The organism is Bacillus sp. AR2-1 (assembly GCF_008368755.1).
Taxonomy (GTDB): domain Bacteria; phylum Bacillota; class Bacilli; order Bacillales; family Bacillaceae_G; genus Bacillus_A; species Bacillus_A wiedmannii.
On the sequence record NZ_QORY01000001.1, the window covers coordinates 296,270 to 320,683 of the forward strand.

28 protein-coding genes and 2 pseudogenes are annotated in these 24,414 nt (G+C 33.4%); 13 read left to right on the forward strand and 17 right to left on the reverse strand.

What is annotated here, in order from left to right; translation table 11 throughout:
- Positions 1-31: 31 nt before the first annotated feature.
- Positions 32-169, reverse strand: a pseudogene (locus tag DT250_RS01575) (nucleoside triphosphate pyrophosphohydrolase family protein); the annotation flags it as partial.
- Positions 170-280: 111 nt separating this feature from the next.
- On the opposite strand from DT250_RS01575, the gene DT250_RS01580 reads away from it, so the two are divergent.
- On the forward strand, positions 281-571 hold the full coding sequence (locus DT250_RS01580; protein WP_048543795.1) for a DUF3784 domain-containing protein: 291 nt from the start codon (positions 281-283) through the stop codon (positions 569-571).
- Positions 572-600: 29 nt separating this feature from the next.
- On the opposite strand, the gene DT250_RS01585 is transcribed toward DT250_RS01580, so the two are convergent.
- Positions 601-882 carry a hypothetical protein gene (locus DT250_RS01585; RefSeq protein ID WP_061677629.1) on the reverse strand — a complete coding sequence of 94 codons (282 nt, stop codon included), beginning with the start codon at positions 880-882 and terminating at the stop codon, positions 601-603.
- A gap of 133 nt (positions 883-1,015) precedes the next feature.
- Here DT250_RS01585 and DT250_RS01590 point away from each other — a divergent pair, with 133 nt between their 5' ends.
- Both DT250_RS01590 and DT250_RS01595 read left to right on the forward strand, forming a co-directional pair.
- Positions 1,016-1,210 (forward strand): hypothetical protein, encoded by a 195-nt coding sequence (locus DT250_RS01590; RefSeq protein WP_088609569.1) that lies wholly within the window; start codon positions 1,016-1,018, stop codon positions 1,208-1,210.
- Between the two features lie 111 nt (positions 1,211-1,321).
- Positions 1,322-2,359, forward strand: a complete 1,038-nt coding sequence (locus tag DT250_RS01595) for a serine hydrolase domain-containing protein (protein WP_088064094.1) — start codon at positions 1,322-1,324, stop codon at positions 2,357-2,359.
- Positions 2,360-2,395: 36 nt separating this feature from the next.
- Here the strand turns inward: DT250_RS01595 and DT250_RS01600 are convergent, their stop codons facing one another.
- From DT250_RS01600 to yeiL, 4 genes and pseudogenes are all read right to left on the reverse strand, one after another.
- A complete protein-coding gene (locus tag DT250_RS01600) occupies positions 2,396-2,644 on the reverse strand; it encodes a hypothetical protein (RefSeq protein WP_000666938.1) in 249 nt (82 codons plus the stop codon).
- A gap of 265 nt (positions 2,645-2,909) precedes the next feature.
- Positions 2,910-3,953 (reverse strand): annotated as a pseudogene (locus tag DT250_RS01605) (flavin-containing monooxygenase).
- Between the two features lie 126 nt (positions 3,954-4,079).
- Entirely contained in the window at positions 4,080-4,811 is a 732-nt protein-coding gene (locus DT250_RS01610) for a metallophosphoesterase family protein (RefSeq protein ID WP_088064095.1), read from the reverse strand.
- A gap of 21 nt (positions 4,812-4,832) precedes the next feature.
- Positions 4,833-5,525 carry a transcriptional regulator YeiL gene (yeiL, locus tag DT250_RS01615; protein WP_048544259.1) on the reverse strand — a complete coding sequence of 231 codons (693 nt, stop codon included), beginning with the start codon at positions 5,523-5,525 and terminating at the stop codon, positions 4,833-4,835.
- A gap of 109 nt (positions 5,526-5,634) precedes the next feature.
- On the opposite strand from yeiL, the gene DT250_RS01620 reads away from it, so the two are divergent.
- The 3 genes from DT250_RS01620 to DT250_RS01630 all read left to right on the forward strand — a co-directional run bounded on the left by DT250_RS01620 (position 5,635) and on the right by DT250_RS01630 (position 7,143).
- On the forward strand, positions 5,635-6,081 hold the full coding sequence (locus DT250_RS01620) for a DMT family transporter (RefSeq protein WP_070168987.1): 447 nt from the start codon (positions 5,635-5,637) through the stop codon (positions 6,079-6,081).
- A 13-nt stretch (positions 6,082-6,094) separates the two neighbouring features.
- Positions 6,095-6,559 carry a DMT family transporter gene (locus tag DT250_RS01625; RefSeq protein WP_088064096.1) on the forward strand — a complete coding sequence of 155 codons (465 nt, stop codon included), beginning with the start codon at positions 6,095-6,097 and terminating at the stop codon, positions 6,557-6,559.
- An 89-nt stretch (positions 6,560-6,648) separates the two neighbouring features.
- Positions 6,649-7,143, forward strand: coding sequence for a hypothetical protein (locus DT250_RS01630; protein ID WP_142291788.1), 495 nt, complete (start codon positions 6,649-6,651; stop codon positions 7,141-7,143).
- A gap of 40 nt (positions 7,144-7,183) precedes the next feature.
- Here DT250_RS01630 and aiiA read toward each other — a convergent pair whose 3' ends face one another.
- The 4 genes from aiiA to DT250_RS01650 all read right to left on the reverse strand — a co-directional run bounded on the left by aiiA (position 7,184) and on the right by DT250_RS01650 (position 10,008).
- Positions 7,184-7,936: a quorum-quenching N-acyl homoserine lactonase AiiA gene (aiiA, locus tag DT250_RS01635; protein WP_046954672.1), complete on the reverse strand. Its 753-nt coding sequence runs from the start codon at positions 7,934-7,936 to the stop codon at positions 7,184-7,186.
- A gap of 336 nt (positions 7,937-8,272) precedes the next feature.
- Entirely contained in the window at positions 8,273-9,139 is an 867-nt protein-coding gene (locus tag DT250_RS01640) for a DUF4097 family beta strand repeat-containing protein (RefSeq protein WP_000608748.1), read from the reverse strand.
- Entirely contained in the window at positions 9,129-9,692 is a 564-nt protein-coding gene (locus DT250_RS01645; RefSeq protein WP_088064098.1) for an HAAS signaling domain-containing protein, read from the reverse strand. The genes DT250_RS01640 and DT250_RS01645 overlap by 11 nt, the downstream gene beginning before the upstream one ends.
- Positions 9,679-10,008 (reverse strand): PadR family transcriptional regulator, encoded by a 330-nt coding sequence (locus DT250_RS01650; RefSeq protein ID WP_001102638.1) that lies wholly within the window; start codon positions 10,006-10,008, stop codon positions 9,679-9,681. Before DT250_RS01650 ends, DT250_RS01645 begins: the two co-directional genes overlap by 14 nt.
- Before the next feature lie 308 nt (positions 10,009-10,316).
- On the opposite strand from DT250_RS01650, the gene DT250_RS01655 reads away from it, so the two are divergent.
- Complete coding sequence (locus tag DT250_RS01655; RefSeq protein ID WP_088064099.1) at positions 10,317-11,336, forward strand: zinc-binding alcohol dehydrogenase family protein; 1,020 nt, start codon at positions 10,317-10,319, stop codon at positions 11,334-11,336.
- A gap of 48 nt (positions 11,337-11,384) precedes the next feature.
- Here DT250_RS01655 and DT250_RS01660 read toward each other — a convergent pair whose 3' ends face one another.
- A complete protein-coding gene (locus tag DT250_RS01660; protein WP_142291789.1) occupies positions 11,385-12,776 on the reverse strand; it encodes an amino acid permease in 1,392 nt (463 codons plus the stop codon).
- 576 nt (positions 12,777-13,352) lie between these two features.
- Complete coding sequence (locus DT250_RS01665; RefSeq protein WP_149212382.1) at positions 13,353-14,552, reverse strand: multidrug effflux MFS transporter; 1,200 nt, start codon at positions 14,550-14,552, stop codon at positions 13,353-13,355.
- Positions 14,553-14,915: 363 nt separating this feature from the next.
- Between DT250_RS01665 and DT250_RS01670 the strand changes: the two genes are divergently transcribed.
- Both DT250_RS01670 and DT250_RS01675 read left to right on the forward strand, forming a co-directional pair.
- On the forward strand, positions 14,916-15,467 hold the full coding sequence (locus DT250_RS01670) for a DUF5823 family protein (RefSeq protein WP_088064102.1): 552 nt from the start codon (positions 14,916-14,918) through the stop codon (positions 15,465-15,467).
- Between the two features lie 106 nt (positions 15,468-15,573).
- Positions 15,574-16,002, forward strand: coding sequence for a cytidine deaminase (locus DT250_RS01675; protein WP_000021272.1), 429 nt, complete (start codon positions 15,574-15,576; stop codon positions 16,000-16,002).
- Between the two features lie 260 nt (positions 16,003-16,262).
- On the opposite strand, the gene bshB2 is transcribed toward DT250_RS01675, so the two are convergent.
- Entirely contained in the window at positions 16,263-16,925 is a 663-nt protein-coding gene (gene bshB2, locus DT250_RS01680; protein WP_088064103.1) for a bacillithiol biosynthesis deacetylase BshB2, read from the reverse strand.
- A gap of 15 nt (positions 16,926-16,940) precedes the next feature.
- The gene (locus DT250_RS01685; RefSeq protein ID WP_000407039.1) at positions 16,941-17,291 is read right to left on the reverse strand and encodes a YojF family protein; all 351 of its coding nucleotides are present in this window, start codon (positions 17,289-17,291) and stop codon (positions 16,941-16,943) included.
- 235 nt (positions 17,292-17,526) lie between these two features.
- Between DT250_RS01685 and DT250_RS01690 the strand changes: the two genes are divergently transcribed.
- The gene (locus DT250_RS01690; protein WP_088064104.1) at positions 17,527-18,852 is read left to right on the forward strand and encodes an ArsB/NhaD family transporter; all 1,326 of its coding nucleotides are present in this window, start codon (positions 17,527-17,529) and stop codon (positions 18,850-18,852) included.
- Between the two features lie 72 nt (positions 18,853-18,924).
- On the opposite strand, the gene DT250_RS01695 is transcribed toward DT250_RS01690, so the two are convergent.
- Positions 18,925-19,152, reverse strand: a complete 228-nt coding sequence (locus tag DT250_RS01695) for a coiled-coil domain-containing protein (RefSeq protein ID WP_001047304.1) — start codon at positions 19,150-19,152, stop codon at positions 18,925-18,927.
- Positions 19,153-19,383: 231 nt separating this feature from the next.
- Between DT250_RS01695 and DT250_RS01700 the strand changes: the two genes are divergently transcribed.
- The 3 genes from DT250_RS01700 to DT250_RS01710 are packed head-to-tail and all read left to right on the forward strand — an operon-like array spanning position 19,384 to position 22,665.
- Positions 19,384-20,271, forward strand: coding sequence for an ABC transporter ATP-binding protein (locus DT250_RS01700; RefSeq protein WP_097889789.1), 888 nt, complete (start codon positions 19,384-19,386; stop codon positions 20,269-20,271).
- A complete protein-coding gene (locus DT250_RS01705; protein ID WP_149212383.1) occupies positions 20,268-21,365 on the forward strand; it encodes an ABC transporter permease in 1,098 nt (365 codons plus the stop codon). The genes DT250_RS01700 and DT250_RS01705 overlap by 4 nt, the downstream gene beginning before the upstream one ends.
- 1 nt (position 21,366) lies before the next feature.
- Positions 21,367-22,665, forward strand: a complete 1,299-nt coding sequence (locus tag DT250_RS01710; protein ID WP_149212384.1) for an ABC transporter permease subunit — start codon at positions 21,367-21,369, stop codon at positions 22,663-22,665.
- 72 nt (positions 22,666-22,737) lie between these two features.
- Here the strand turns inward: DT250_RS01710 and DT250_RS01715 are convergent, their stop codons facing one another.
- Both DT250_RS01715 and DT250_RS01720 read right to left on the reverse strand, forming a co-directional pair.
- Positions 22,738-23,289, reverse strand: a complete 552-nt coding sequence (locus tag DT250_RS01715) for a GNAT family N-acetyltransferase (RefSeq protein ID WP_088609585.1) — start codon at positions 23,287-23,289, stop codon at positions 22,738-22,740.
- A 216-nt stretch (positions 23,290-23,505) separates the two neighbouring features.
- Positions 23,506-24,414 (reverse strand): iron-hydroxamate ABC transporter substrate-binding protein, encoded by a 909-nt coding sequence (locus tag DT250_RS01720; protein WP_060487827.1) that lies wholly within the window; start codon positions 24,412-24,414, stop codon positions 23,506-23,508.

A 24,414-nucleotide genomic window follows, 5' to 3' on the forward strand; every position in this document is an offset into this window, starting at 1 on the left:
CCATCTTTACACATTAATATTCCACTTACCATTCACGTTTTAATATAGCTTCCGCTAATTCACCCAATTCCGCCATCGCATACATCGTTCGCTCTTCAATCGTTGTCTCTTGAAATCCTTTTTCTTTACTGAAATTTAATACATATCTCTGGAATTCCACAATATTCATACTTAATCTCCCTTCATGATAAATACTCCGTTTTCTATTACACTTATATTTTGTTAAATTATAACATTCATACTATAATTTATTTATAGCCCTTTAACGGAGGTGTTTTCAATGACTCTCTTCGCTTCCCCATCATTATTCATACTAGCAATTATTTCATTTGCACTAGCCTATTTCATCGGAGTTAAACAATACACTTGGCTCTTATCAGGATTCAATGAACGCCGTGTGCCAGATAAAGGTAAGTTATCAAAAATAGTTGGTCTTTATAATTTAACTGCCGGTGCTATTGCCACAATTGGTAGTGTCTTCACTACTCCTAATGTCAAAATCTTATTTCCTATCATTATAATTGGCCACGTTATAATCGCTGCTTATGTAAATACACGCATGGTGCATTGAAAAAAGATCAACCAAATGGATGATCTTTTTTATAATTTATCAACATATTGCTTCGCTTCTAGTAAAGAAAACCCAAAAGCCTCTCTTACTCTCTTAACTGCTGTAACTGTTTTTCCTTCTTCCATAAGCTGGCGTAACTCTTTATTAATTTCAGGTTCTCTATCTATAATTCCCATTTCTTTCGTAATTAGCTGTAATCTATCTTCCATCCTCTTTAAACGTGCATCCGTTTTCTTTTCGATTCTATTTAATTTTTCAGCAATATAAATAAACCCAAAGACCGCTATCGGTATGATCATCCAAAATTCCATGACTATTCCTCCTCATTAGCTTTCATTTGTTTTATTTCACTAACTTATGTAAATTTTACCATGAAACACATTTAATGTATAATAGTAATATACAACACTGTTGATAAAACCTTTTATTTTAGGGGGATACTTTATGAAAAGATTTTTTAAGACGTTACTACAATTTGTAGTTCTTTCAATTGCACTACATTTATTATTTGATATCGTTGGCTGGCTTGTTTTCAATGCGCCAATTCAAAACAAACAAATCATTATTTCTTTACTAACAACCTCATGGCTAATGTACATGTACCGAGATAAATTTTTTAAAGCATTCACTTCGAATTAACTAAAAGAACTTCATCGATAAAAGATGAAGTTTTTTCTTTTTCTCTCATTCTCTCTATTAACTACTGTATAATAGAACTAATATTCTGTCTTTCATAAGAAAGGAGTCACTATGAACTTAAAAAGTAACACTATATACGAGAAAATGAACCAATATTCCGTTGAAGGTTTAAGCCTTGCCGTTATACGTGATGGTAAACTAGATGAAGCAACTGCCTGCGGAACACTTGAATCTGGAACAACTAAAACTGTCACTACGAATTCCATATTCAATTCTTGTTCTATTAGTAAATTCTTCACTACAATGCTCGTACTAACGTTATCAGATCAAAAGATCGTGCATTTAGATGAAGACGTAAATGATAGACTCACATCTTGGAACATACCTACCAGTCTATTTACCTCACAGAAAAAAGTCACCCTGCGAAATTTATTAAGCCACCAATCTGGAATCATTGATCCTCCTAATAGTTTTGAGCATTATACACTTGCACAAGGGCGACCAAACATGTCTGAAATCCTTGCCGGTAAAACATCATATTGTCCAGTACCGATAGAAATAACTTATAAACCAGAAAGCGAATTTCACTACTCTGATGCAAACTTTTGTATTATTGAACTACTACTTGAAGATATAACTGGAAAACCATTCAATCTTTTACTTGAAGAATATATCTTTCATCCACTACAACTGAAAAATAGTATGCTATTCTCTACTAAAGATATAAATAAAATGGAGGCCTTTGCTTGCGGGCATAATAAAGATGGCACCGTTACAAATGAGAAGTATCCATTTTATCCATTCGCAGCCGCTTCAGGTATTTGGACAACACCAACAGACTTATCAACTTTAGTAATTGAAATCATTCATTCCTTACAAGGAAAGGGCAAACTAAAACTTTCTCAAAAATTAGTACAAGATATGATTTCTCCTCAAGGTTGCTCAAAATGGACTGGATTAGGTGTGTTTCTAGATGATTCGAATAAAGACTTACAAATGTATTCACTTGGATGGGGCGTTGGATTTCAATGTATGATGATATGCTATCCATACCGAGGTAATGGTGCTGTGATAATGACGAACGCTGACTTAGGCGTTCATCAAATGGAAGGGATTATTGGTGACGTGTTAAAAACGTTATCCTTTTAACGAAAAGAAAGAAGCTCTCCCTTCCAGCTTCTTTCTTTATATTACATTTTTGGCAACAATTTTTATATGTTCTGGTGCGATAATCTCCGTTATACTTTCTTGAAAATCTTCCTGCAACATTTCTTCAATATGTTCTAGCTGCACTTCAACATGTGTGCATTCTAAATTATGTATATTTAAAAGTGCATAATGATCTTTTTTCTTAATTACTAAATATTGATTTTCCTCTGTTACAAGTATAGAACCTAATCGTACTCCTAGTAGGCGTTGATCATCAAACTTCACAACCATTCCCCCTTACTTTATATGTAATAAAATAACATTTTATGTAATCTGTTCTTTATAAACTATATCACAATTTATTAAAATATAAATATCATATTTCTTTTTACTAAAAACCCCTATTCTTTTATATATTTCGATACAAAAAACTTTCTCAACATAAAATTAGAATTTTCAGTTTTTATTCTTATGAAAATCAATTATAATAAAGTTAATAAATGTTTGACCTCTCCTAATTCATGTACATATGGATGATCAGTAGTCGCTGCTACTGATCTATTTTTTTGATCTCAGAAAGTAAATATGATGCATCCTTTCCTACACCACAAATAAGTGCAGAGCCTCTTTGAGATTGCCACGGCAAACCGATATAATATAATCCTCTCACGGGACTTATTCCCTTTACATGATTAGGAAATCCTTTCTCATTCACTGCCTTTTCTATTTCAATCCATTTATAGTTTTGAATAAAACCAGTTGACCATATAATGCTTTCTGCACTATACGTGCCACCATTTTGAAACATAATGCTATTTTCTGATGCATGAACCACTTTTCCCTCTAGTTTAATTGCCCCACTACGAATAAGTTCTTTGCCTTCAAAACCAAACATAGGATCCTTTCTCTTCTGAAACCACTTTCCCCTCTTTGTATTTAATTCAGCATACAGTAAACCCAATTTTTCTAACCAACTAAAAATGCTTTTTCTAAAAAGACGTAACGGTAAAAATGTTAGAGGATGACTAATAGACATTGTAACTCCATGAGTTTTTGCAAGTTCTACTGCAATTTGCATTCCTGAATTCCCGCCACCTACTACTAATACTTTCCCCTCAGGAATTTGTGATGGTGATTTATATTGTGATGAATGTATTTAAAAAACATGCGATGAAAGATGTTGTGAAAATGAAGGGATGTACGGTTGCTGAAAACCACCTGTTGCGATAACAACCTTTTTTGATTGTAAAATTTCTGTAGGAGTATGTAATTCGAATATATCTTTTTCTTTCTTTATTTTAAAAACTTCAGTTTGCAATTGGACCGGTAATGTAAAGTGCCTTGCATATTCTTCTAAATATGTTGCCATTTCATCTTTACATGGAAATCCATTTCCTTCTCCTTTTACTACCATACCTGGTAAACTACTATATTCTCTCGGTGTGAAGAGCTGTAAAGAATTATATCTGTTTCTCCATGAATCCCCAATTCGGTTTCCTGCCTCAAGTAATAAAAAATTATATCCTTCTTGCTTCAAGTAATATCCCATTGCTAATCCAGCTTGACCAGCTCCAATAATAATTAAGTCTTTCATTCTAATCCCTCCTTCCACTAAACGTATGAATACTTGTTCATATATTCATACGTTTCCATAATCATAACATTTTATTTTTACATCATTCAATATTTACTCAAAATAAAAAAAGGGGTAAACTCCCTTTCATTCTATCTTCCCAGTCTTTAGTGCCTGTGCCCAGTCATGTCTTTCCTGTTGAACAGCTAACTCAGCAGCTTCCTCCCAATTATAAGGAACTGAAATTTGTTCAATTACCCATTCTCCCAAAACCTTTTCTATCACTACATATTTTGCATGCGGAGTTCCTGATTCCATTTTATGCACAATGGGTAATTCATCTTTGTACGCTGGAAGCCCTATACTCCCTGGATTTATTATGATTTTTCCGTTCGCTAAATAAACAACTCTAGGAATATGTGTATGACCACATACTATTATTTTTTGTTCTATATTTTTGAGTTGATCCATTATATTTTTTTCACTCTTTAATACTGCACCATTTTCGTCCATTTCTTCTAGTAAATACACCTCATCTGAAGTTAGTGTACCATGACAAAATAAAATATCGTCAACAATGAATTGGAAAGGATGTTGTTTTAACCAATCTATATGATTTTCTGTTAATTGATTTCGGACAAAAGTTAGTGTAGCAGACTGCTCTTGTATAGGTTCCCAAAGCATGCGATCACAGTTTCCCTTAATATGTATCATCTCGTTATTCATTAATATTTCAATTGTACCTAAAGGATCTAACGGCCCATAGACGCTATCACCTAAATTAATTATCATTTCGACCTTGCGACGTTCAATATCTTCTAATACGGATTTCAAAGCTTGACTATTTCCATGAACATCTGAAATAATTGCTATTTTCATCTAAATCCCCACTTTAATATATTATTTATAAACATCTGCTGCCAATTCCCTCAGAACATCCACATTTACTACTTCGAAGCAACCATTGTTCTTTTTTATTATCTCTTTATCACAAAAAATATTTAATGTACGTAATAGATGACGATAACTCGTTCCTAACAATTCCGCTGTTTCCGTTAAATTCCCACTAAATACAATTCTATTTCCATGCTGCACCGCTCGTTCCCCTGCTGCTAACATGTAACTCGCAAGTCTATTTTCAAGTGGATATAGTAAATTAATTGTACTATTTTTTGAAAGCCGATTTAACTTATGTGCTAACGATCCGCAAATACATCGTAAAAATTTCGCATCATGAAATAGTTGATTTCTCACTTTCCCTAAAGGCAAACCAACACAATATGAATCTGCCATCACTTGTACGTTTGAAGCTGTCTTTTGAGAATGAATTAACTCCACATCTCCTAACAGCTGCAAGCTATCATAAAAGCATAACAATACAGATTTCCCGTTACTTAATGTATTAAACGCTTTCGCTTTTCCTTCAACGAAGAAAAATAAATAATCTATCTCTTCATTCTCTCTACAAATAAACTCATTCTTTTTAAAAAATATTAGTTCCATATATGGTTTCATATCATTACTAAAAAAGGAGTCAATATTATTTTCTTTCATATAATTTGTTAATTTAATAGAATTACATATTTTCTTCATAGTTCCCCCGCCTTTACAACTACTCCCCATTGTAATCAAAATTTTCCCCTTCCACTATGACATATGTCATAGTAATTCACAATTTCAGCATGATACAGTCATTACAAATATGAAAATTAAAGGGGATATTACATTGTACAACTTTCTTTCTGTCTTTATTGGTGTGCTCATCGCCGTTATGCTTCCATTGAATGGGATTTTATCTGAATTAATTGGCAAGTATACAGCAAGCGTTGTCATTCACCTTGTCGGTTTAATTGCAGTTATTTTCGTTTTAATCATAAACAAAAATAAAATTTATTTTGATAAAAGCATTCCACTTTTTTTATATAGCGCTGGAGCGATTGGGGTATTCACTGTCCTTTTTAATAATATAAGTTTCTCCGTCCTTGGTGCCTCTATTACGATCGCATTAAGTTTACTTGGTCAATCCATTGCTTCCATCGTTATTGATCATTTCGGCTTATTAGGAATGAAAGTTGCAAAGTTTGAAAAGAAAAAACTAATTGGATTATGTTTCATCTCTTCCGGAATTATAATCATGACAATTTATTAATGGGGGCAAGAAAATGTTATATATTACTATCGCTATTTTAGCTGGTGTTTCTATCGTTGTTGCTAGAATTATTAACGCAAATTTAGCAGCGAAAATCGGTAATTGGGAAGGTACGTTTTTTAATTATATTACTGGATTATTTTTCTCTATGTTATTTTTAATTTTCAGTTCAGATTCAATGTACATTCCTAGTCATACGTTGCAATCTATTCCTATCGCTGTTTACTTAGGCGGATTAGTAGGCGTTATCGTCATCTCGTTATCGAACTATATTACACCTAAAATATCAGCATTTTATTTAACGTTACTCATCTTTATCGGACAATTATTTGCGGGGACTATCATTGATTTCATCTTGTCACACGAACTCTCTATAGGAAAGGTTGTCGGTGGCATTTTCGTACTAATCGGACTCACTTACAATTTACTCGTAGATCGCCCTGTTAAAACTGTGCAGAATAAACAAGTTCAATTATAATACTTTACGCTTCCCTATCATATATTAATAGAAAAGCTCTTCATACGAAGTGATAGAGAGGAGAATATTCTATTAAAAAAATCATTTTACTGCTAGGTAGTGCATTGATTATTTTTGGAATCGCATGGTTTTTCAACTCTGGGAAATCTATTCAAGATTTCTATACAGCAAATAAACCAAAGAAGAAAGCTACTATCATTTCAACTCAAAGAGATCCAAATGGGCCCCCTGTCTTTTTAGGGAAACAGGAAATAAAAGATATACATGTCGAGTCAATTAAAACAAAAAAAGATATCTTTCTCACAAAAACAGATGAATTAAAAACATTCATTAACAGTATGGATACCGCCAAAAAAGGAAAATTAACATTAGATGAAGAAGGATCAGATTTAATAGACTGTGATATGTGGATTACTTTCGAGGATGGGACTTATAAAAAATATTTCATATGGGTAGTTGACCATCACAGTAACGAAGTGATGATTGCTCAACAAGATACTCCTAATGATGTAAACCTTACGTACTATCAATTAAATGAAGATAGTTCTAAAAAAGTTTATAACTTATTTAAAAAAATCATTTAAACGAAAAAGTCATGAGCGAATAAGCTCATGACTTTTTGTACTATATATATTCTGGGAACACTTTACATCCCCTTTCCTGTTCTATATCATGTCCAAAGAAAACAATCGGCTTCTCTTTCATCACCACTTCTTTTAAACGTTTAATTGAAGATAAAGCTAATTCTGAATCAAATCCCGCAAATGGCACTTCATTTTCAAAATTCTCTTTCGTATACGATGCATCAATCGTTAATAATACAGGACCGGATTTTTCTGTCTCAATTAATAGCGATTGATGCCCTGGAGTATGGCCTGGTGTATGCAATAATTGAACTCCTGGTACGACTTCATAATCACCTTCAATGATTTTGTAGTTTAAATTCGGCAATATACATTCTTTCAAATATTCTTCGCTATGCTGCGCCGCCTCATATTCAGCACGCTGTACAATGATTGGTGTATTTATAAAAGCGCCATTTCCTCCTGCATGATCAAAATGCAAGTGAGAACTAATAATATAAAGAAGGTCTTCCGGCTCATAACCAACCCGTTTTAAAATATTCACGATTCTATCTTCTTCAGTCATTTTCGGTAAAACCTGCCCTTCGACAAATGTACCGTTAAAAAGACCTTCATTATTAACTGCACTTTCTGGCATACCTGTATCTACTAAAATAGGTCCTTCTTCAGTCTCCAAAAGATAACACCAAACCGGTAAGTCTAATAATTCTCCTGGTGTTAATGTACTATTAACAGACGAATGATCCAACATACAACGACCTGCTGGGACGAAATAAAGCTTCTTTACTGTCATTATGTATCCACCTTTAAATTTAGTTTTGAATAAAACAATACAGTAAAGAATTCCTCTTGCTAGAAATAAACTCCTTCTCACTTTTCATTGTTTCAGCTATTATTTTTGAGTCATTCACAAATTCTCCTTACACTATTAATTATTATTCGTTATTTTTCTAAGAATCCAGGGTAATAAATCAACTGTTTGTATTTTGAAATATGAAAAGGATACACACTTAAACGAAGGTTACATAAAAAAAAACCGACTACCTATATGTTGAAAAAAGGAGTCGGTTCTTTTTTATTTATTATTGCTCTTTATGTGCAACGAGCTGAGATTATAAAAGGTAATATGCTATTGGTTTTTCACTGTAATATTTCCGTTATGTGTGTTTAATTTAATTATATTTTCTCCCTTTCCAATAACCGTATTCCCGTTATATTTATTCAGGATATTCGCGCTGCCGTTGTCGACAGAAACATTAAATTGAACATTAGTTGGTTCTTTTTCGGTTTCAATATTAATTTTCCCATTATGAGTCATAAAATTGAGATTTCGATCCAGTTCATTCGTTTTAAGAGTAAGACTTCCATTTTTAGTTTGCCCCTCTATTTCACCTTCAACATGGTCTAGCATTATTCGTCCGTTGTTCGATTTCACATGAATATTTTGTGCCAATACATCTTTGAAATCCATAATTCCATTGTTTGCTTCTGCGATAATTTTTGGCGAATTGATTTCTCTTAATTCAACATGTCCATTGCTTGTATTTATATTAAAATGTGTTGCGTTTAGTTTTTTAGCAGAAACGTAGCCATTATTATTGGAAACTTTTAATGAATCATATTGTTTTTCGGGTAGATACACATTTAATGTTAATGGAGCCAATACTTCAGAAATATTAAAGTTGAACCAGCTCTGTTGTTTTTCTTTATAAGAAATGAGAAGCGTTGAATCTTCCTCATCCGTAGCTAATGTTCTTTTTACGTTTGGATTAACCTCGCCATCTAATTTTACTTTCACGTTACTATCTTTTGTAGGATTGATATTAACACGAACGTTATTTGTATCAATAATGACGCTTGACACATTATTATTATTAACGACCTTTTCTTCTGAAATTGGTACTGCAGCAATTGAACGATAAGTGAATAAACTTCCGATAATACCAATAATGAAAATAATACCTGCAATGATTGAAAGACTCTTTTTATTTATCATGCTTTAAACCACCTTTTACTAATGCTATATTGAACTTTAAATAACGAACAAATCCATTCTTTGCTAGCTTCGTTAAAAATAACATAGCAATAACAATGAAATATCCAAGTCCACAAAGCGCTAAAGAAACAAAAAGATTAAATAGCAAGAATGTATTTGGATGTATAATCGTATCAACTAAAACAAGTAATGGTGCGCCTAAAAATGAGATACCTAGAACCCATCCTGAAAAAATTAATGCCACTAATGTAATTGCAGGTCCAAGCACGATTAACAAATTAAAAAAACCTAATCCAATTACTGCCCAAATTGCCCGAAAAACATTTCCTGTTGTTGCACTTGCTGTTACTTTCTCAATATGATAATCTGCTAATAACTCTTTGGCGATTTGAGCTGGAGAGCCTAATGAAGTTGCAATTTCTTCTTCACTTTTCCCTTCCTCTAATCCGAAAGTAAAATGTTCTTCATAATCTTTTAAAATATCTGCACGCTCTTTATCAGATAACCTTTTTAGAGATACATTTAATTGTTGTAAAAATTTATCTTTCGTCATTACCTACACCTTCTTTAATTAATTGATTGACACCTTGTGAAAACTCATTCCATTCCTCCAAAAGTTGATACAAATACGTTCTACCTTTATCCGTCAGTGTATAATACTTTCTTGAAGGGCCTTCTGAAGACTCCTGTAAATACGTTGTAAAATATTCTTCCTTAGTTAGCCTTCGAAGAAGAGGATAAACAGACCCTTCTGATATTTCAATTCGATTGGAAATATTTCGAACTAATTCATATCCATAACGGTCTTGCTTATCCAGTAAGACAAGAACACAAAGTTCTAAAACTCCTTTTTTAAATTGTACATTCAATATTCATTCACCCTATTCTAATTGATATCCACTACTGTTTATTATTTAGTACTGTTTTATAACTAATAACTACAAGTATAATATAACACTTGGTATTGTTCATTGCAAGGTACACTGGAAAAATAAGTATACCTCTCATCCGACGCTTATAAAATCAGAGTGATGGATGTTGCTCGCCAGTTACAAAGTTCTAAATGAAGTTGAAACAGCTCTTTTACAAAATGGAAAGAACTCAACTTTTTTACATAATGACGCTTTACCTACTATAATAAAAGAGAAAAACTCTTACTTTAATGGAGGGAATAGAAATGAAAGCAATTGGTTTACATGAATACTTACCTATTGAAGAAGAAAACAGTTTAATTGATATTGAAGTTGAAAGACCTGTTGCTACAGGAAGAGATATACTTGTTAAAATTAACGCTATTTCCGTTAATCCAGTTGATACAAAAGTTCGCTCTCCGAAAGATAAAAAAGAAGATGTAGCGAAAATACTTGGCTGGGATGCTAGTGGTGTCGTCGTACAAACGGGCGAAGGTTGTACGTTATTTAAAGAAGGCGACGAAGTATTTTACGCTGGAAGTATTACGAGACAAGGTACATATAGTGAATACCACCTAGTTGATGAAAGAATCGTTGGCAAGAAACCTAAAACGTTAAATGATGCTGAAGCTGCAGCACTTCCTTTAACAGCTATTACAGCATGGGAAGGTTTATTTGAACGTTTAAGCATTGATTATAATAAGAAAGATGAGAATACATTCAAAAACATTTTAATTATCGGCGGAGCTGGTGGTGTAGGTTCAATTGCCATTCAACTGGCGAAATGGGCTGGACTGAATGTAATCACAACTGCATCCCGTAATGAAACGATACACTGGGTTGAAAAATTTGGTGCCGATTATATCATTAACCATCACCAACCTTTACAAGATCAAATATTAGAGTTTGGGCTAAAAGATGTAGATTATATTTTCTGCTTAAACAATACAGATGAACATTGGCAAGCAATTTGTGACCTCATTAAACCACAAGGAAAAATTTGCTCTATCGTAGAAAATGAACACCCTCTTGAGATGGGTATTTTAAAAAGTAAAAGTGCTACATTCGTTTGGGAGTTTATGTTTACAAAAGCGATGTACGAAACTGGCGATATGATCACGCAGCACGAACTATTAAATAAAGTAAGCGAACTATTAGATGAAGGCATTTTAAAGACTACTCTAAATGAAACATTCGCACCAATTAACGCTGAAAACGTAAAGAAAGCACATGCACTGCTTGAAAGCGGAAGTACAATTGGGAAAATCGTTTTAGAGAAATTTTAATAATAAAAAGTCCGATTTCCATATAAGAAATCGGACTTTTTACTATCTTTATTTACTTGAAATCTCCTGATCATTTGGAACATCTAACGGACGTCGTTTCCCTATTCCGAAAGCATAGAAACTAATTGTGACGATAGCTAAGAAAACAATACCTACAACTAATGAAATACGTGTATCATCGTTAAACCACATTCCGATTAATACCATAATTAAAAAGGCAATTGTCAAATAGTTTGTAACAGGAGCAAATGGCATTTTGAACGGATGATCTTTCATCTCTGCTCCCTTTTCTTTTCTAAAATTAATTTGACTAATTAAAATGACGAACCATGGTACCATACCAGGAAGTACGCTCGCACTATATACATATACGAATAAGTTTTTCGGTGCGATATAACTTAAAACAACACCAACCGCTAAACCGATAATTACGCCAACTGTACCGAATAAAGGTACACCATTTCCAGAAAGTTTCGTGAAATATTTCGGCGCTTGTCCATTTACACCTAACGTATAAAGCATACGGCCCGCACTATAAATACCACTATTACAACCCGACATTGCCGCTGTAATAACAACGAAGTTAATAAGTCCAGCTGCTGCCGTAATACCAACCTTCGCAAAAGTTGCTACGAACGGACTACCAATTGTACTTAATTGATCCCACGGATACACAGTTACAATAACGAAAATAGCACCAATATAGAAAATTAAAATACGCCAAATTGTACTTTGAATTGCTCTTGTAAGTGTCTTCTTCGGATCCTTCGCTTCACCAGCAGTAATACCGATTAATTCCACACCTTGGTATGCACCAACTACAAGTGATAATGCAAAGAAGAACCCTGAAAAACCACCTGTAAAGAAACCACCATTTGACCAAAGATTTGATATACCAATTGCTTCTCCGCCGTTACCAATTCCAAAGAAAATAAGTCCAAATCCCGCAATAATCATTAATAGAATCGTAACGATTTTAATCATCGCAAACCAAAATTCAAATTCGCCAAATGACTTAACAGAAATTAAGTTAGCTGCGCCAAGAATAACCATTGCGATTACACCTGGTATCCAAGCTGGTAAGTCCGGGAACCAATATTGCATATATGCCCCAACCGCAATAATTTCTGACATCCCAACGATAACCCACTGGAACCAGTTACTCCACGCTGTCATATAACCAGCTAACGGATGAATATACTTATGACCGAACGTCGCAAATGAACCTGTACTCGGCTCCATATACAACATTTCACCCATTGCACGCATAATGAAGAAAATAAAAATACCTGCAATTGCATACGCAAGCATTACTGATGGACCTGTCCATTTAATTGTGCTGGCTGATCCCATAAACAAGCCAACACCAATCGTTCCGCCTAAAGCAATCATTTGAATATGACGTGCTTCTAAACCCCTTTTCAATTCCTTGTTTGCCACTTCACTTCCCCCTCTTAGATGATTCATAGCCGCATTTTAAAACAAGATGCTTTCCCCTAATTCCTTTCGGCCCTGAAAATGATGAAGCAAACGTCATTTTAGACTAACTTTAAAGCTATCCTAAAATCGTTATTGCCTCTTACAAAATTCTCAAAACCTTTCATCTTCCAATATTCTATAAATCTTAAAATTACTTACCTTATATTAATTCATTTATCTGAAAAGTTCAATTATTTTTTCGGTAAATCATTATACATAGTCTGATTAATTTTTAACTAAATTAACAATAAAATACATCTATTCAATATGATTCCGGCATGAACATTATTACAATATAAATAACCGAGGAGAGTATTTCTTCCTAGGTTTCACATCTCATGAACTTCAATCTTTATAGTTGATAACGTAATTTCCCACACGTCCGATTCATATACTAACCAGAAATTTAATATATTAATAAACTACTGATTTCTTTAGTCCAGCCCAATTTTGAGGTAGGAATCTTACTGCCTCAAAACAGCAGGATAAAATATAAAAGGGTCTCATTTTTAATGAGACCCTTTTACCATTTCATATTTAAATCATTTTTGAAGTTTGTTTACCTAAAATAAACACTTTAGTAAACACCATCATGATAACTACAATAGCCAGAAAATAAAGTGGCATCACGAGTAACGAGCCCGTATGAAGTTGACTCATTCCCCAAACTGTCATCGTCACAATTACATAGTACCCTAAGCTAAACAATGCTCCGGCTGTACCAATGACATCTTGAAAATCTACTAATGCTAAACTTAAACAGTTAGGTAACGCTATCCCAATTCCTAATAGCAATATAAACATCGCTACTAAAAATACAATCATATATATTACATTCGGATTTGATCCAACAAACGTAATAACAGATAAAAGGATAGCTCCTCCTGTCATTACAAGACAACCGATATATATAATCTTCTCTGGTTTATACGTGGCAAGCAATCGTTTAGAAACTTTGGCTCCAATAATAGAAGCGGAAGCAACAACAATTCCTAGAAGTCCATACATACTAGGCGATAACTGAAAGTATTCAATAAAGATAAACGGCGCTTCTGCATAATAGCTAAATAAAACACCATTCGCTCCTCCAATTAATAACCCATATGTTACTACTTTCGGATTTGTAATTAACCTCTTCAAGACTAAGAATACATTTATTTTATTCGTTACTGAGTCCGTTTTTGTTTCGTGAAGAGAAACAAACGTATACAGAAAAATCCCGATACTCATAACTACTAAACTTAAAAATACGGTTTTAAATCCAAACATTTGATCAAGAAAACCACCAATTAACGGCCCTATCGCTGGTGTAAAAGCAATGACTGCCGAGATTTGAGCAAACATAACATACCTCTTATGCCCTTCTACACTTTCACGAAGAATCGTTTGTGTAACAACAGAGCCAGCACTTGCTCCAAACGCTTGAATAAAACGACTTACCAATAAAAATTCAATGGAATTTGCAATAAAGCATAAAAAACTCCCAATGCCATATACGACAATTCCAAATAACATTGCCGGGCGACGACCAATTATATCTGACAACCATCCAATAAAAAATACACCTAAAGCAAATCCAGCAAAATACACACTAAGTGTTAACTGTACCTCATTATTACTTACATGTAACGCCTGTGAAATGTCAGGTAAAGACGGTGTGTAAATCGTTTCACTAATTTGCGGAAATGCGACAAGAATGATCATTAACAAAAGTGATGGTACTGAGACTTTTTTCATTTTTCATACCCTCCTATAACTTTGAAAATCTCAGAAATAAAAAGACTTTCCTTAGCTACGGAACAGGAGGGGCCATTATAGAAATTCGATCATAAAACAACAAAGAAAACACCTCAATTACGTATGTTAATACTTATAGGAGGGTAATATTAACATTAATTTTAATATATACTTTTTCAATTATATTACATATTGCGTTTCTTTTTCTAGTGTTGAGCCTTGGAAGCTTTGTTAAAAAGATAACTTGAAGCTACCACCTTTTTATGGAATAATTAGAAATAGTTTGAATTAATAGTTCTAATTATCAAGCGATAGACCAGCATTTTTAATGTCGTAAAGCTTGCAAACAGGAGGCCTTTCGTAATGATTGAAATTTTAAGGACAGTAATAAATTTCCTGATCGCTCTATTCTCAGGAGAATTACCAATTGTATATTATGTGTGGATTATTATCCTATTCCTAATGCAAATAAGCCAATCTACTCTGAATTATAAACTCTTTAACAAGAAAGATAATTTCAGCACTTATACATCGGAAGGATTACTTGCTTTTATTATTTTATTATTTGGAGGTATGTTAGTATCTAAGTTACTTGCTTACATAATAGACGGTCCTACTATTAGTATGACAAATTTAACACATTATTTTATTTCTCTTATTATATTAACTATATTTGTCGTCATAAGCTGTCTTAAAGATTTTATAGAAACATCTATCAAAAATAAAAATGTGTCTCTTTTTAGCTTTTTAGTAGTTTCCTTAATAACAAGTATACTTTCATTCAAGTTTTTATCACCTTTAATCGAAGGTTCTTTTGCTCTTTCTAAATCTTTTATAACCACTTTAATCATTCTTGTAACTATATCAATTCCTCTATTAATTGCCTTAGAGGAAAAGTATGCAGATGAAAAGTAATTCTTGCATTTATAGTTTAAAATTGAGTGACTATTCTTTTTTAACGGTATTACTAAAAAAATAACAGTCATTGAATCGAAAATTAAACAGAAATGAGGACATACAATTGAGCATTGAACAACAATTATATGATGCAGTGAAAAATTTAATTGACCAAAGATATCCACATAATTGGGGCGGAGCTGCAGCAATCCGTGTAGAAGATGGATCCATTTATACAAGTGTGGCCCCTGACGTAATAAACGCTTCAACAGAACTTTGTATGGAAACAGGTGCAATTTTAGAAGCACATAAATTTCATAAGAAAGTTACACATTCTATTTGTCTTGCAAGGGAAAATGAGCATTCTGAATTAAAAGTATTATCACCTTGTGGTGTATGCCAAGAACGTTTATTTTATTGGGGACCAGAAGTACTATGCGCCATTACAAATTCTAAACAAGATATCATTTTCAAACCGTTAAAAGAGTTGCAGCCATACCATTGGAGCGAAGCATACCATGATGAATTTACAAAAGAATGGAGTACAAGATAAAGTGAAACTTTAATCAGTGTGGGTTTTGTTCATCCCCACTGATTATTAGTTGAACCAATCGGGCTTTTACGGGCAGTCCGCCTCCACCTACCTTCTTTGCTTTTTCTGAATTTCCAGGTGGTAGGCTTACTGCCCGTTAATGCGGGATAAAGTGAAATCTGCTCGCAAATAGCTTAAATTAAAAGTTATTCACTAAAAAAGCACCGTCCAAATGACGGTGCTTTTTCTATGTAAGAGCTACTAGAAGGTCCCCTTCTAGCCTACTCCCATTTATAAGTCCAAAATTGTTCCAGTTGCAGCCATTTTAATGTTGCTGCATCTTTGTTTTTGATTTTTACGTGTGTTTCTTCTAACATCGCTTCTGTTTGTGAACGATGCGCACCTAGTGCAGCTAATTTATGCTCGAATACTTCACTAATATTATTTACAACATCCGGCTCACCTAATACAGCTTCGCGATTTCTCGTAATCGCAACGGCATGAATGACTGGACGCTCTTCTTTTTGCATACGTGATACAGCGCGAACAACTGCGCGGCCAAATGCATCATGATCTGGATGTACGCCGTGCTCTGGATAAAATGTAATAATTCGAGATGGATTTACTTCTTGAATGATTGCTTCAATTTTATCTGCAACGAAATCAACATCTTCAAATTCTAACGTTTTATCATGGAAACCAAGCATTCTTAAATCTTGAATTCCCATCGCTTCACATGCATCTTTTAATTCTTTTTCACGGATATTTGGAATCGTTTCACGGTTAGCGAATACGTTTTTCCCCATGTTACGTCCCATTTGTCCTAAAGTACCACATGCATACGTTACAGGTACTCCTTGATCTGTTAATAAGCGAATTGTTCCTCCAGCAGCAAATGCTTCGTCATCTGGATGCGGAAATACAACAAGTACATGTCTCTCCATAAGTTTCCCTCCTTCTTACTTAAATGGCGTTAAGCTTAACTCAAGTGCAACTGCTAAGCGGCCTTGGTTATCATGCCCTGCAAGTAATAAACGCTCTTTATCGTCTACTTCCCAGTGCGTAATACCTTCTGCATATACCCAGCCATGATCCATTTTCAAACCAACTCGGTATGGATTTGTTCCAGTAATCTTCCCACGTTCAAAGCGAATAATTGCATTTCGAATGAATGCTCCAACTGTCATCATCTTTTCGTTAAAGTGTGACGCATACGCTCCGTTCGTTGTTTCTAAATGAATATATACATCTTTATTTACAAAACGTTCAATTTCATTTTGAATAAGAGAACTATCTTTTACTATTTCCATCGGAATTCACCTCTTTAAACCATTTTACGCAAAAATAATGTAAATTGCTATCTCTATATTAGAGGACAACGCCCACTTTTCCTAATAATTTGCACTATGTTTTTTATATTTTTTCCTTCACTTTGTTAAATAGTTTTCTTTCTTTTTTGAATTTGCTACAATATATTTTATCCCGTATTTATGCAGCGAGATACATTTTGACAATTGAATATATACTTTAAAGAAGGTGACATGATTGGAACAATCAGCACATGAAGTAGCAAATTGGCAATATTATTTTGCAATTGCCGTATTTTTAATCACGTACGGATTTATTATTTCTGAGAAATTGAATCGTGCTGTAATCGCACTATTCGGCGCTGCTATTATGATTATTTTTGGAGTTGTAGATTTACATACTGCTTTCACATCACATATTCAATGGGAAACGATTACCCTTTTAATTGGGATGATGATTCTCGTACATATTACGAGTCAATCAGGCGTATTTGAATTTGTGGCCATTAAAGCAGCGAAGGCAGCTGGTGGAAAACCAATCCGCATTTTATTATTACTATCCCTATTAACTGCTGTCGGTTCTGCCTTTTTGGACAACGTAACGACCGTTCTACTAATCGTTCCTGTTACACTGTCCATTACACGTATTTTAAAAGTAAACCCTGTTCCTTATTTGATTTCAGAAGTACTATTTTCAAATATAGGTGGAACAGCAACATTAATCGGTGACCCACCGAACATTATGATCGGATCAGCAAATAAGCATTTAGACTTTAATGCCTTTTTACTAAACTTAGCTCCAATCGTAATCATTATCTCTATCGTTACACTTGGTATTATTTACTTCATGTATCGCAACAAACTAAAAACAACACCTGAGCAAATTAAAATATTAATGGCATTGAACGAAAAAGATTATATTAAAGATCAAAGCCTCCTCTTAAAATCCATTTCAATTTTAGGACTAACTATTTTAGGCTTTGTACTTCATTCGATTATTCATGTAGACGCTGCGGTTATCGCGATGACAGGCGCTACACTTCTTATGCTAATTGGAGTAAAAGAACACGATATTGAAGATGTATTTGCCCACGTTGAATGGGTAACCATTTTCTTCTTCGCTGGACTATTCGTTCTCGTTGGCGGGTTAATTGATATCGGACTTATTTCTTCACTAGCAAAAGAAGTACTCGACGTAACAAATGGCGATATCGGTTTCGCTGCGATACTTATCTTGTGGGTATCAGGCATCGCATCTGCGACAATTGACAATATCCCCTTTGTCGCAACGATGATCCCGCTTATTCAAGACTTAGCTACAGGACTCGGATTATCTGTTGATTCTCCGCAAATTGAAGTACTCTGGTGGGCGTTATCACTTGGAGCTTGCTTAGGAGGAAACGGAACATTAATCGGAGCATCCGCAAACGTAGTCGTTGCTGGTATTGCAAAACGTGAAGGACATGCTTTCTCGTATATGGACTTCTTAAAAATTGGTTTACCGTTAACAATCATTGCGCTATTGTTATCACATGCTTACATATATTTACGTTATTTAATGTAAAAGTTGTATTGCATGAAATTATATCGTCAAATAAAAAAGGTTTGCAGCACTATGCTTCAAACCTTTTTTTCATCACCAAAATATACCGATAATTGCTAAACCACCTAAAATCATACCACCAATTTGTCCAACGATTGTTGGTGATAGTTGAACACCCTTTCGCACTTCAACAACTGGTCTTTCGTGCCTTAGTTGCTGCACTTCACTTTGAAGTTGATGTACACTTCCGTGTAATTCTTTAATTAGTTCCTTCAATTCAGCGACCTCTTCATTTACTGGTTTTGCTTTTTCTAAATTCATTTTGCATAACTCCTTTTTCTCTAATCGACACATTGTAAAAATTCTCCAACAAGTGCTCTTTTTCCTTTCTTCACAGTCTCATTTCTAAATTATTCATATAATAGATTTCAGAATGAGATTTAGAAAAAAGCTTAAATTTACAACTATACCTCTTTATAAACCTGAATTTTCAGTTATAATTAACAGAATAATTACATTTTATACCAATTTATTGAAAAGGAGGAATTCTAATTGACTATTCTATCTATCAATAATTTATCAAAAAGTTACAAACATAAAAAAATATTAGATGGAATTAACCTCACAATTAACTCTCCAGGAATTTGGGCTTTAGTAGGTCCTAACGGTGTTGGTAAAACTACTTTTTTAAATATAGTTACCAATCTTTTGCCCGCTACATCCGGGAATATTGAATTGATGGGGAGATCTAACAAAGATGTTGCTTTGTTTAAAGACGTTTCTTTTTTACAAGATAATTCTGTACTATATGACTATTTAAATGGCTACGATCATCTTACATTCATTTGTGATGTGCAAAAACTTTCAAAAGAACGCATGGATGAAGTTGTAAAATATGTAGGAATGGAAAGTTATGCGAAGAGGAAAATTAAAGATTACTCCTTAGGTATGAAACAACACCTTCTCTTAGCGATGGCAATCTTAAACAAACCAAAGCTTATGTTCCTTGATGAACCTCTGAACGGCTTGGATCCAACTAGTGCGATACTGATGAGAAATATTTTATTACGCTTAGTAGAAGAAGGTACAACAATCATTCTTTCTTCTCATAATTTGTCAGAAATTGATCGTGTTACAAAGAAGATTCTTTTTTTAAAAGACGGTAAATTAATAGAAGAGGATATGACAAAGTACGAAAAAATTTATTACCACTTCTTATTTTCAGATTTAAAACATGCACAACACGTTTTATTACAAGAAAACGTACAAGCAGTGTTAACTAAGAATAGCCTTCGAATCCAATTAGAGCACCACACCATCCAAGACTTTATTAATATATTTCATTCTCATAAAATTAATATTATGGATATCCAAAAAGAAGTTATCGGTTCTGAAAAAAGATATGAAGAAGTATTTCATGTATGTGGTGATACGACATGAAAATATTTCTATTCGAACTAAAAAAAATGCTCTACTCTAATATTCTCTTTACTTTAATCATTGCTACTATGCTAATCATCTGCGGGTTATTTCTTCATAATGCGCTTAAACAAGAAGTAGTCAAAATAAACAAGATTGAATTATTTTCTAAATATGAAACAGAAGTTTCTAATCAAGTTACAGGAGATAAAGAGACATTAAAAAAAGGACCTAACGCAAAAATTGAATCTCGATTAGAGATCGGACTTCCGCTATTAAAAAATTTAAATCAGCTTATACAAGAAGTAAAAGAAAACAAGTGGAAAAATGAATTACAGACTGAAATGAAAGTGTATGACTTAGCTATGCGCTTTCAACAAGTAGAAGGGGGTTTCTCAGCCAGCGAAAAAGATATGAAAAAAGCAATACAACTGAATGAAAATTTATTACAACAAGGTTTACCAAAGGAAGACCTTGACCTTTCCATTCAACCATCTCTATTTATAAAAAAAGTAATTTCACTACTACTCAATGCCCCAGGATTTCTTATTTTACTACTCTTACTAGGTACAGTCATTACGAAAGAATTTGAAGACCATACGATTAAGCTAGCCTATACTTTACCTATTTCTCGTACTCACTATATCTTAATAAAATTTTTCAGTTTACTTGTTGTTAGTCTCCTATGGATTTTACTAATATTTTCACTGTCTTATATACTACCAATAATATTCGGAAAATCTACCGGTAATATTTTTAATTACCCGCTTTTCACAAAAACAGAAACTATTATTAGTTCAGGTACATACTTAAAAACAGCTCTCACTTACAGTCTATGTTATTCCACTGTAGCTATTTCCTTATTAGTGCTCATTGGATTTTGGATAAGAAATACTCTTGTTACATATTTAATTCTCACTTTTATTTTGAGCAGTGGTTTCATTTTATCAAAAATCGGCTTTAATCCGTTTCTATCTCCCCTTTCCTATCAACAAATAGATCGCGTCATTTTAAATAATAATGGATATTATCCATTAGGTGCAGTGGTGTTAATTGGAAGTACATTTTTGCTCTTACTATGTGCCATATGCATGAATCGAAAGCGTGGTGTGTAATATGAAACAACTCTTCCAATTTGAATTCAAAAAATATTTCAAGAAAAAAACAACATGGATTGCAGTATTAACTTCTATTCTTTTCGTTAGTAGTTTATATTGCTTAAATTATTCTGTCGCAAAAGATATCCAGCGCGGGAATTTGGCATTTGCACAAAATATTGTTAACATTTCGCAACAGATTTTAAAAGAACTAGAATTACAAAAGATTGAAGCTGAAAAGAATGGCGATGTTGAAAAAATTACAGAAAATAAATTAGCTATTCAAGAATCTCAGCAATCTCTTTCAAAGAAGAACAAATGGATTACGAACTATTCTCAAGGTAATTGGCAAGACAAATATGAAGAAAATATAAATCATTTACAATTTATGTTTAAGAGCTCAAAAGGCTCTAATACTTTCCCTTACGCAATTGAGAAACAAAATATTTCCTTATTTACAGCACGGGCAACGTTGGAAGAATTATTGTTACTGAAAAAAAATAAAGCTGAACCATTCATTCAAAATACCATTTATACACCCTACCTATTTACAATTTACGATCAATTTACAGGTAGTTCCTTAGAACAATGGGAAAAGAGTACTATGCGTTATGGTACAACTGGTTCTTTATTTTTATATCAAATAATCCAGTACTACTATATACCAGTACTCATTTTATTGGGATGCTTTATTTTCGGAAATAATATTTCTTCTGAAATGAATAATAAGAAGCGTGGTTTGCACTTTTACTATACTTTGCCTATTAAAAGAAAATCATTATTTATAACAAAGTATTTTAGTGGATTCCTTTCTACACTTGTTTTCGTTTTACTAATGCTACTCATTCCTTTGTTATGTAGCTATTTCACGAAAGGAATAGGAAATTTTGATTATCCAGTCCTTGTATACGAAGGATCAGAGCCTAATCCATTTGGCAGTGAGTATAATAGTTTAAATCCCATTAAAGATCAATTTCACTTTATCACTTTGAAAAATTACTTCGGACAAGTATTATTACTAACTGTTGTACTCACATTTTTTCTATATTCTTTTTACTATATTTCATCACTTTTACTAAAAAGCCTAAGTATTACAACGTCTTTTGTAGGTATTATAGCTTTTATTGGAATGAAGAGTTTCTCTTCTCCTTACAACCCATTTACTTACGTGAATATTCACAGTGTTCTAACTGGCGAAACAGCGACTTTAGTTTTTAATCCTTCTATTAATCTTTCAACTGGAGTTATGTTAACATTTGTCTTAGGCTGTACTCTTTTATTCGCAGGATACAAACTATTTATAAGAAAATATAATTAGTAACAAAAATAAAAAAGGAAAACTAATACCTATCTAGTTTTCCTTTTTAGTCAATTATTCATATCATCACTTTTATTTTTGCAGCTCCATCCATTCATCCCTTAATATCCCCATAATGATACGATCAAAACACTTCCCATCTCTTTGAACCGCTTCTCTCATACAACCTTCCATCTGAAACCCCATCTTTTTATACAACTCAATAGCAGCTTTGTTATAAGAAATAACATCAAGACCGACGCGGTGCAAATTCAATTCATAGAAAGCATATTTTAAGATAAGATGGATCGCTTCTCTTCCATATCCCTTCCCTCTATCATTTGCATCTCCTATACCAATGGCTAATAAACCCATTCTGTTATTCCACTCTATGCCATGAATTGCAACAAAACCAATTAAGTGATCATCTTGAACTGTCCTTACCATAAAAGAAACACTATTCGATCTTCGTCCCTTTAATAGCCCATCACTCGCTATTTCATGTAACGATTGCGGAAATGCTATATCTGTATCGACGTTTCTTAAATACTCACTATCTTCTTGCCATTTAGCCATTACTTCAGCGTCGTTTTCTCTCATAACTGATAATTTAATCGTTTTATTTTGAAAAAGATTCATTGTCATTTCAAACTCCCCCTTTTTTAATAAAGGGGATACTTATTTTAGCCTATTTATCCCCTTATTCTATAAACTGCTTTATACACGGGATACTTACAATAAGCGCTGACATTGGCACATCTCCTCTACATTAAATTACATTCATTGTATAATTTTTCATTTATTCTAACAATAATAAAAGACCCTCAAAATTTAGAGGATCTTCCTAACGACGAATCGATATTATTTCGTAAACATTTTCTCTGCTTCATCCATTGCCATTTTGTTACCTAAAGCAGAATAGTCAAGCCATGGTTGGTCATTAATAATGTATACGTGCTTTCCTTTAACAGCTTTTAAGTCTTTCCAAATTGGTGTTTCTTGAAGTTGTTTAAATGCAGCTTTTGCCTTATCGTCTCTATTTACAACAACGAAAATAGCATCTGCATCAAAGTCAGGTAATACTTCTTGTGAAATGACTTCGAAAGGACGATTTCCATCAATTTTCTCTACACCATTTGCAGGTTGTAATCCTAAGTCTTGGAATAAAATTGGTCCCATCGGTCTTTTCGTACTAAATACACGTAATTCTTTTGCAGTAACACGAATTGCCATTACTTTTTCGTTATTACCTAATTCTTTATCTATTAAACTTTTTACTCGTTTTGATTGCTCTTCGTAATCTTGAATATATGTATCCGCTTCTTTCTCACGGTTTACAAGTTTACCAACTTGTTTTAACTGATCTCTCCACGTACCTTCATCTAAATTGAAAGAATGTGTTTTTGCAATTTTTTCGTATTTCGCTAAATCTTTGCCCGCGTATTTTTCATCCACGTAAATGTCAGTTGGCTTCAATTGAAGTAATGCTTCCATATTCGGATCCGTTACAACACCAAGTTTCTTCGTATCTTTCAACTGCTCTTTTGCATGCGGTAAGAAATCTTTTAAATCTCCACCAATAACGGAGCCTACAGGTGTAATTCCTAATGCCAGTAAATTATTCGTTAAATGAATGGACATAGAAGCGATTTTCGGCTCATTACTTTTTTCCGTTTTTTTCGTTGCCTCTTCATTAGATTTCGTTTGACCACATGCTGCTAATACTAAAATACACATCATGCTAAATAAAATAGTAAGTTTCTTTTTCAT

Bases quoted from the DNA above. Each gene is read 5' to 3' on its own strand.
- aiiA (WP_046954672.1), bottom strand. From the start codon at position 7,936: ATGACAGTAAAGAAGCTTTATTTCGTCCCAGCAGGTCGTTGTATGTTG.
- DT250_RS01625 (WP_088064096.1), top strand. From the start codon at position 6,095: ATGTTATATATTACTATCGCTATTTTAGCTGGTGTTTCTATCGTTGTT.
- DT250_RS01670 (WP_088064102.1), top strand. From the start codon at position 14,916: ATGATTGAAATTTTAAGGACAGTAATAAATTTCCTGATCGCTCTATTC.
- DT250_RS01715 (WP_088609585.1), bottom strand. From the start codon at position 23,289: ATGACAATGAATCTTTTTCAAAATAAAACGATTAAATTATCAGTTATG.
- DT250_RS01655 (WP_088064099.1), top strand. From the start codon at position 10,317: ATGAAAGCAATTGGTTTACATGAATACTTACCTATTGAAGAAGAAAAC.
- DT250_RS01695 (WP_001047304.1), bottom strand. From the start codon at position 19,152: ATGAATTTAGAAAAAGCAAAACCAGTAAATGAAGAGGTCGCTGAATTG.
- DT250_RS01665 (WP_149212382.1), bottom strand. From the start codon at position 14,552: ATGAAAAAAGTCTCAGTACCATCACTTTTGTTAATGATCATTCTTGTC.
- DT250_RS01620 (WP_070168987.1), top strand. From the start codon at position 5,635: ATGAAAATTAAAGGGGATATTACATTGTACAACTTTCTTTCTGTCTTT.
- DT250_RS01585 (WP_061677629.1), bottom strand. From the start codon at position 882: ATGGAATTTTGGATGATCATACCGATAGCGGTCTTTGGGTTTATTTAT.
- DT250_RS01610 (WP_088064095.1), bottom strand. From the start codon at position 4,811: ATGAAAATAGCAATTATTTCAGATGTTCATGGAAATAGTCAAGCTTTG.
- DT250_RS01640 (WP_000608748.1), bottom strand. From the start codon at position 9,139: ATGATAAATAAAAAGAGTCTTTCAATCATTGCAGGTATTATTTTCATT.
- bshB2 (WP_088064103.1), bottom strand. From the start codon at position 16,925: ATGGAGAGACATGTACTTGTTGTATTTCCGCATCCAGATGACGAAGCA.
- DT250_RS01580 (WP_048543795.1), top strand. From the start codon at position 281: ATGACTCTCTTCGCTTCCCCATCATTATTCATACTAGCAATTATTTCA.
- yeiL (WP_048544259.1), bottom strand. From the start codon at position 5,525: ATGAAGAAAATATGTAATTCTATTAAATTAACAAATTATATGAAAGAA.
- DT250_RS01590 (WP_088609569.1), top strand. From the start codon at position 1,016: ATGAAAAGATTTTTTAAGACGTTACTACAATTTGTAGTTCTTTCAATT.
- DT250_RS01705 (WP_149212383.1), top strand. From the start codon at position 20,268: ATGAAAATATTTCTATTCGAACTAAAAAAAATGCTCTACTCTAATATT.
- DT250_RS01685 (WP_000407039.1), bottom strand. From the start codon at position 17,291: ATGGAAATAGTAAAAGATAGTTCTCTTATTCAAAATGAAATTGAACGT.
- DT250_RS01645 (WP_088064098.1), bottom strand. From the start codon at position 9,692: ATGACGAAAGATAAATTTTTACAACAATTAAATGTATCTCTAAAAAGG.
- DT250_RS01720 (WP_060487827.1), bottom strand. From the start codon at position 24,414: ATGAAAAAGAAACTTACTATTTTATTTAGCATGATGTGTATTTTAGTA.
- DT250_RS01710 (WP_149212384.1), top strand. From the start codon at position 21,367: ATGAAACAACTCTTCCAATTTGAATTCAAAAAATATTTCAAGAAAAAA.
- DT250_RS01595 (WP_088064094.1), top strand. From the start codon at position 1,322: ATGAACTTAAAAAGTAACACTATATACGAGAAAATGAACCAATATTCC.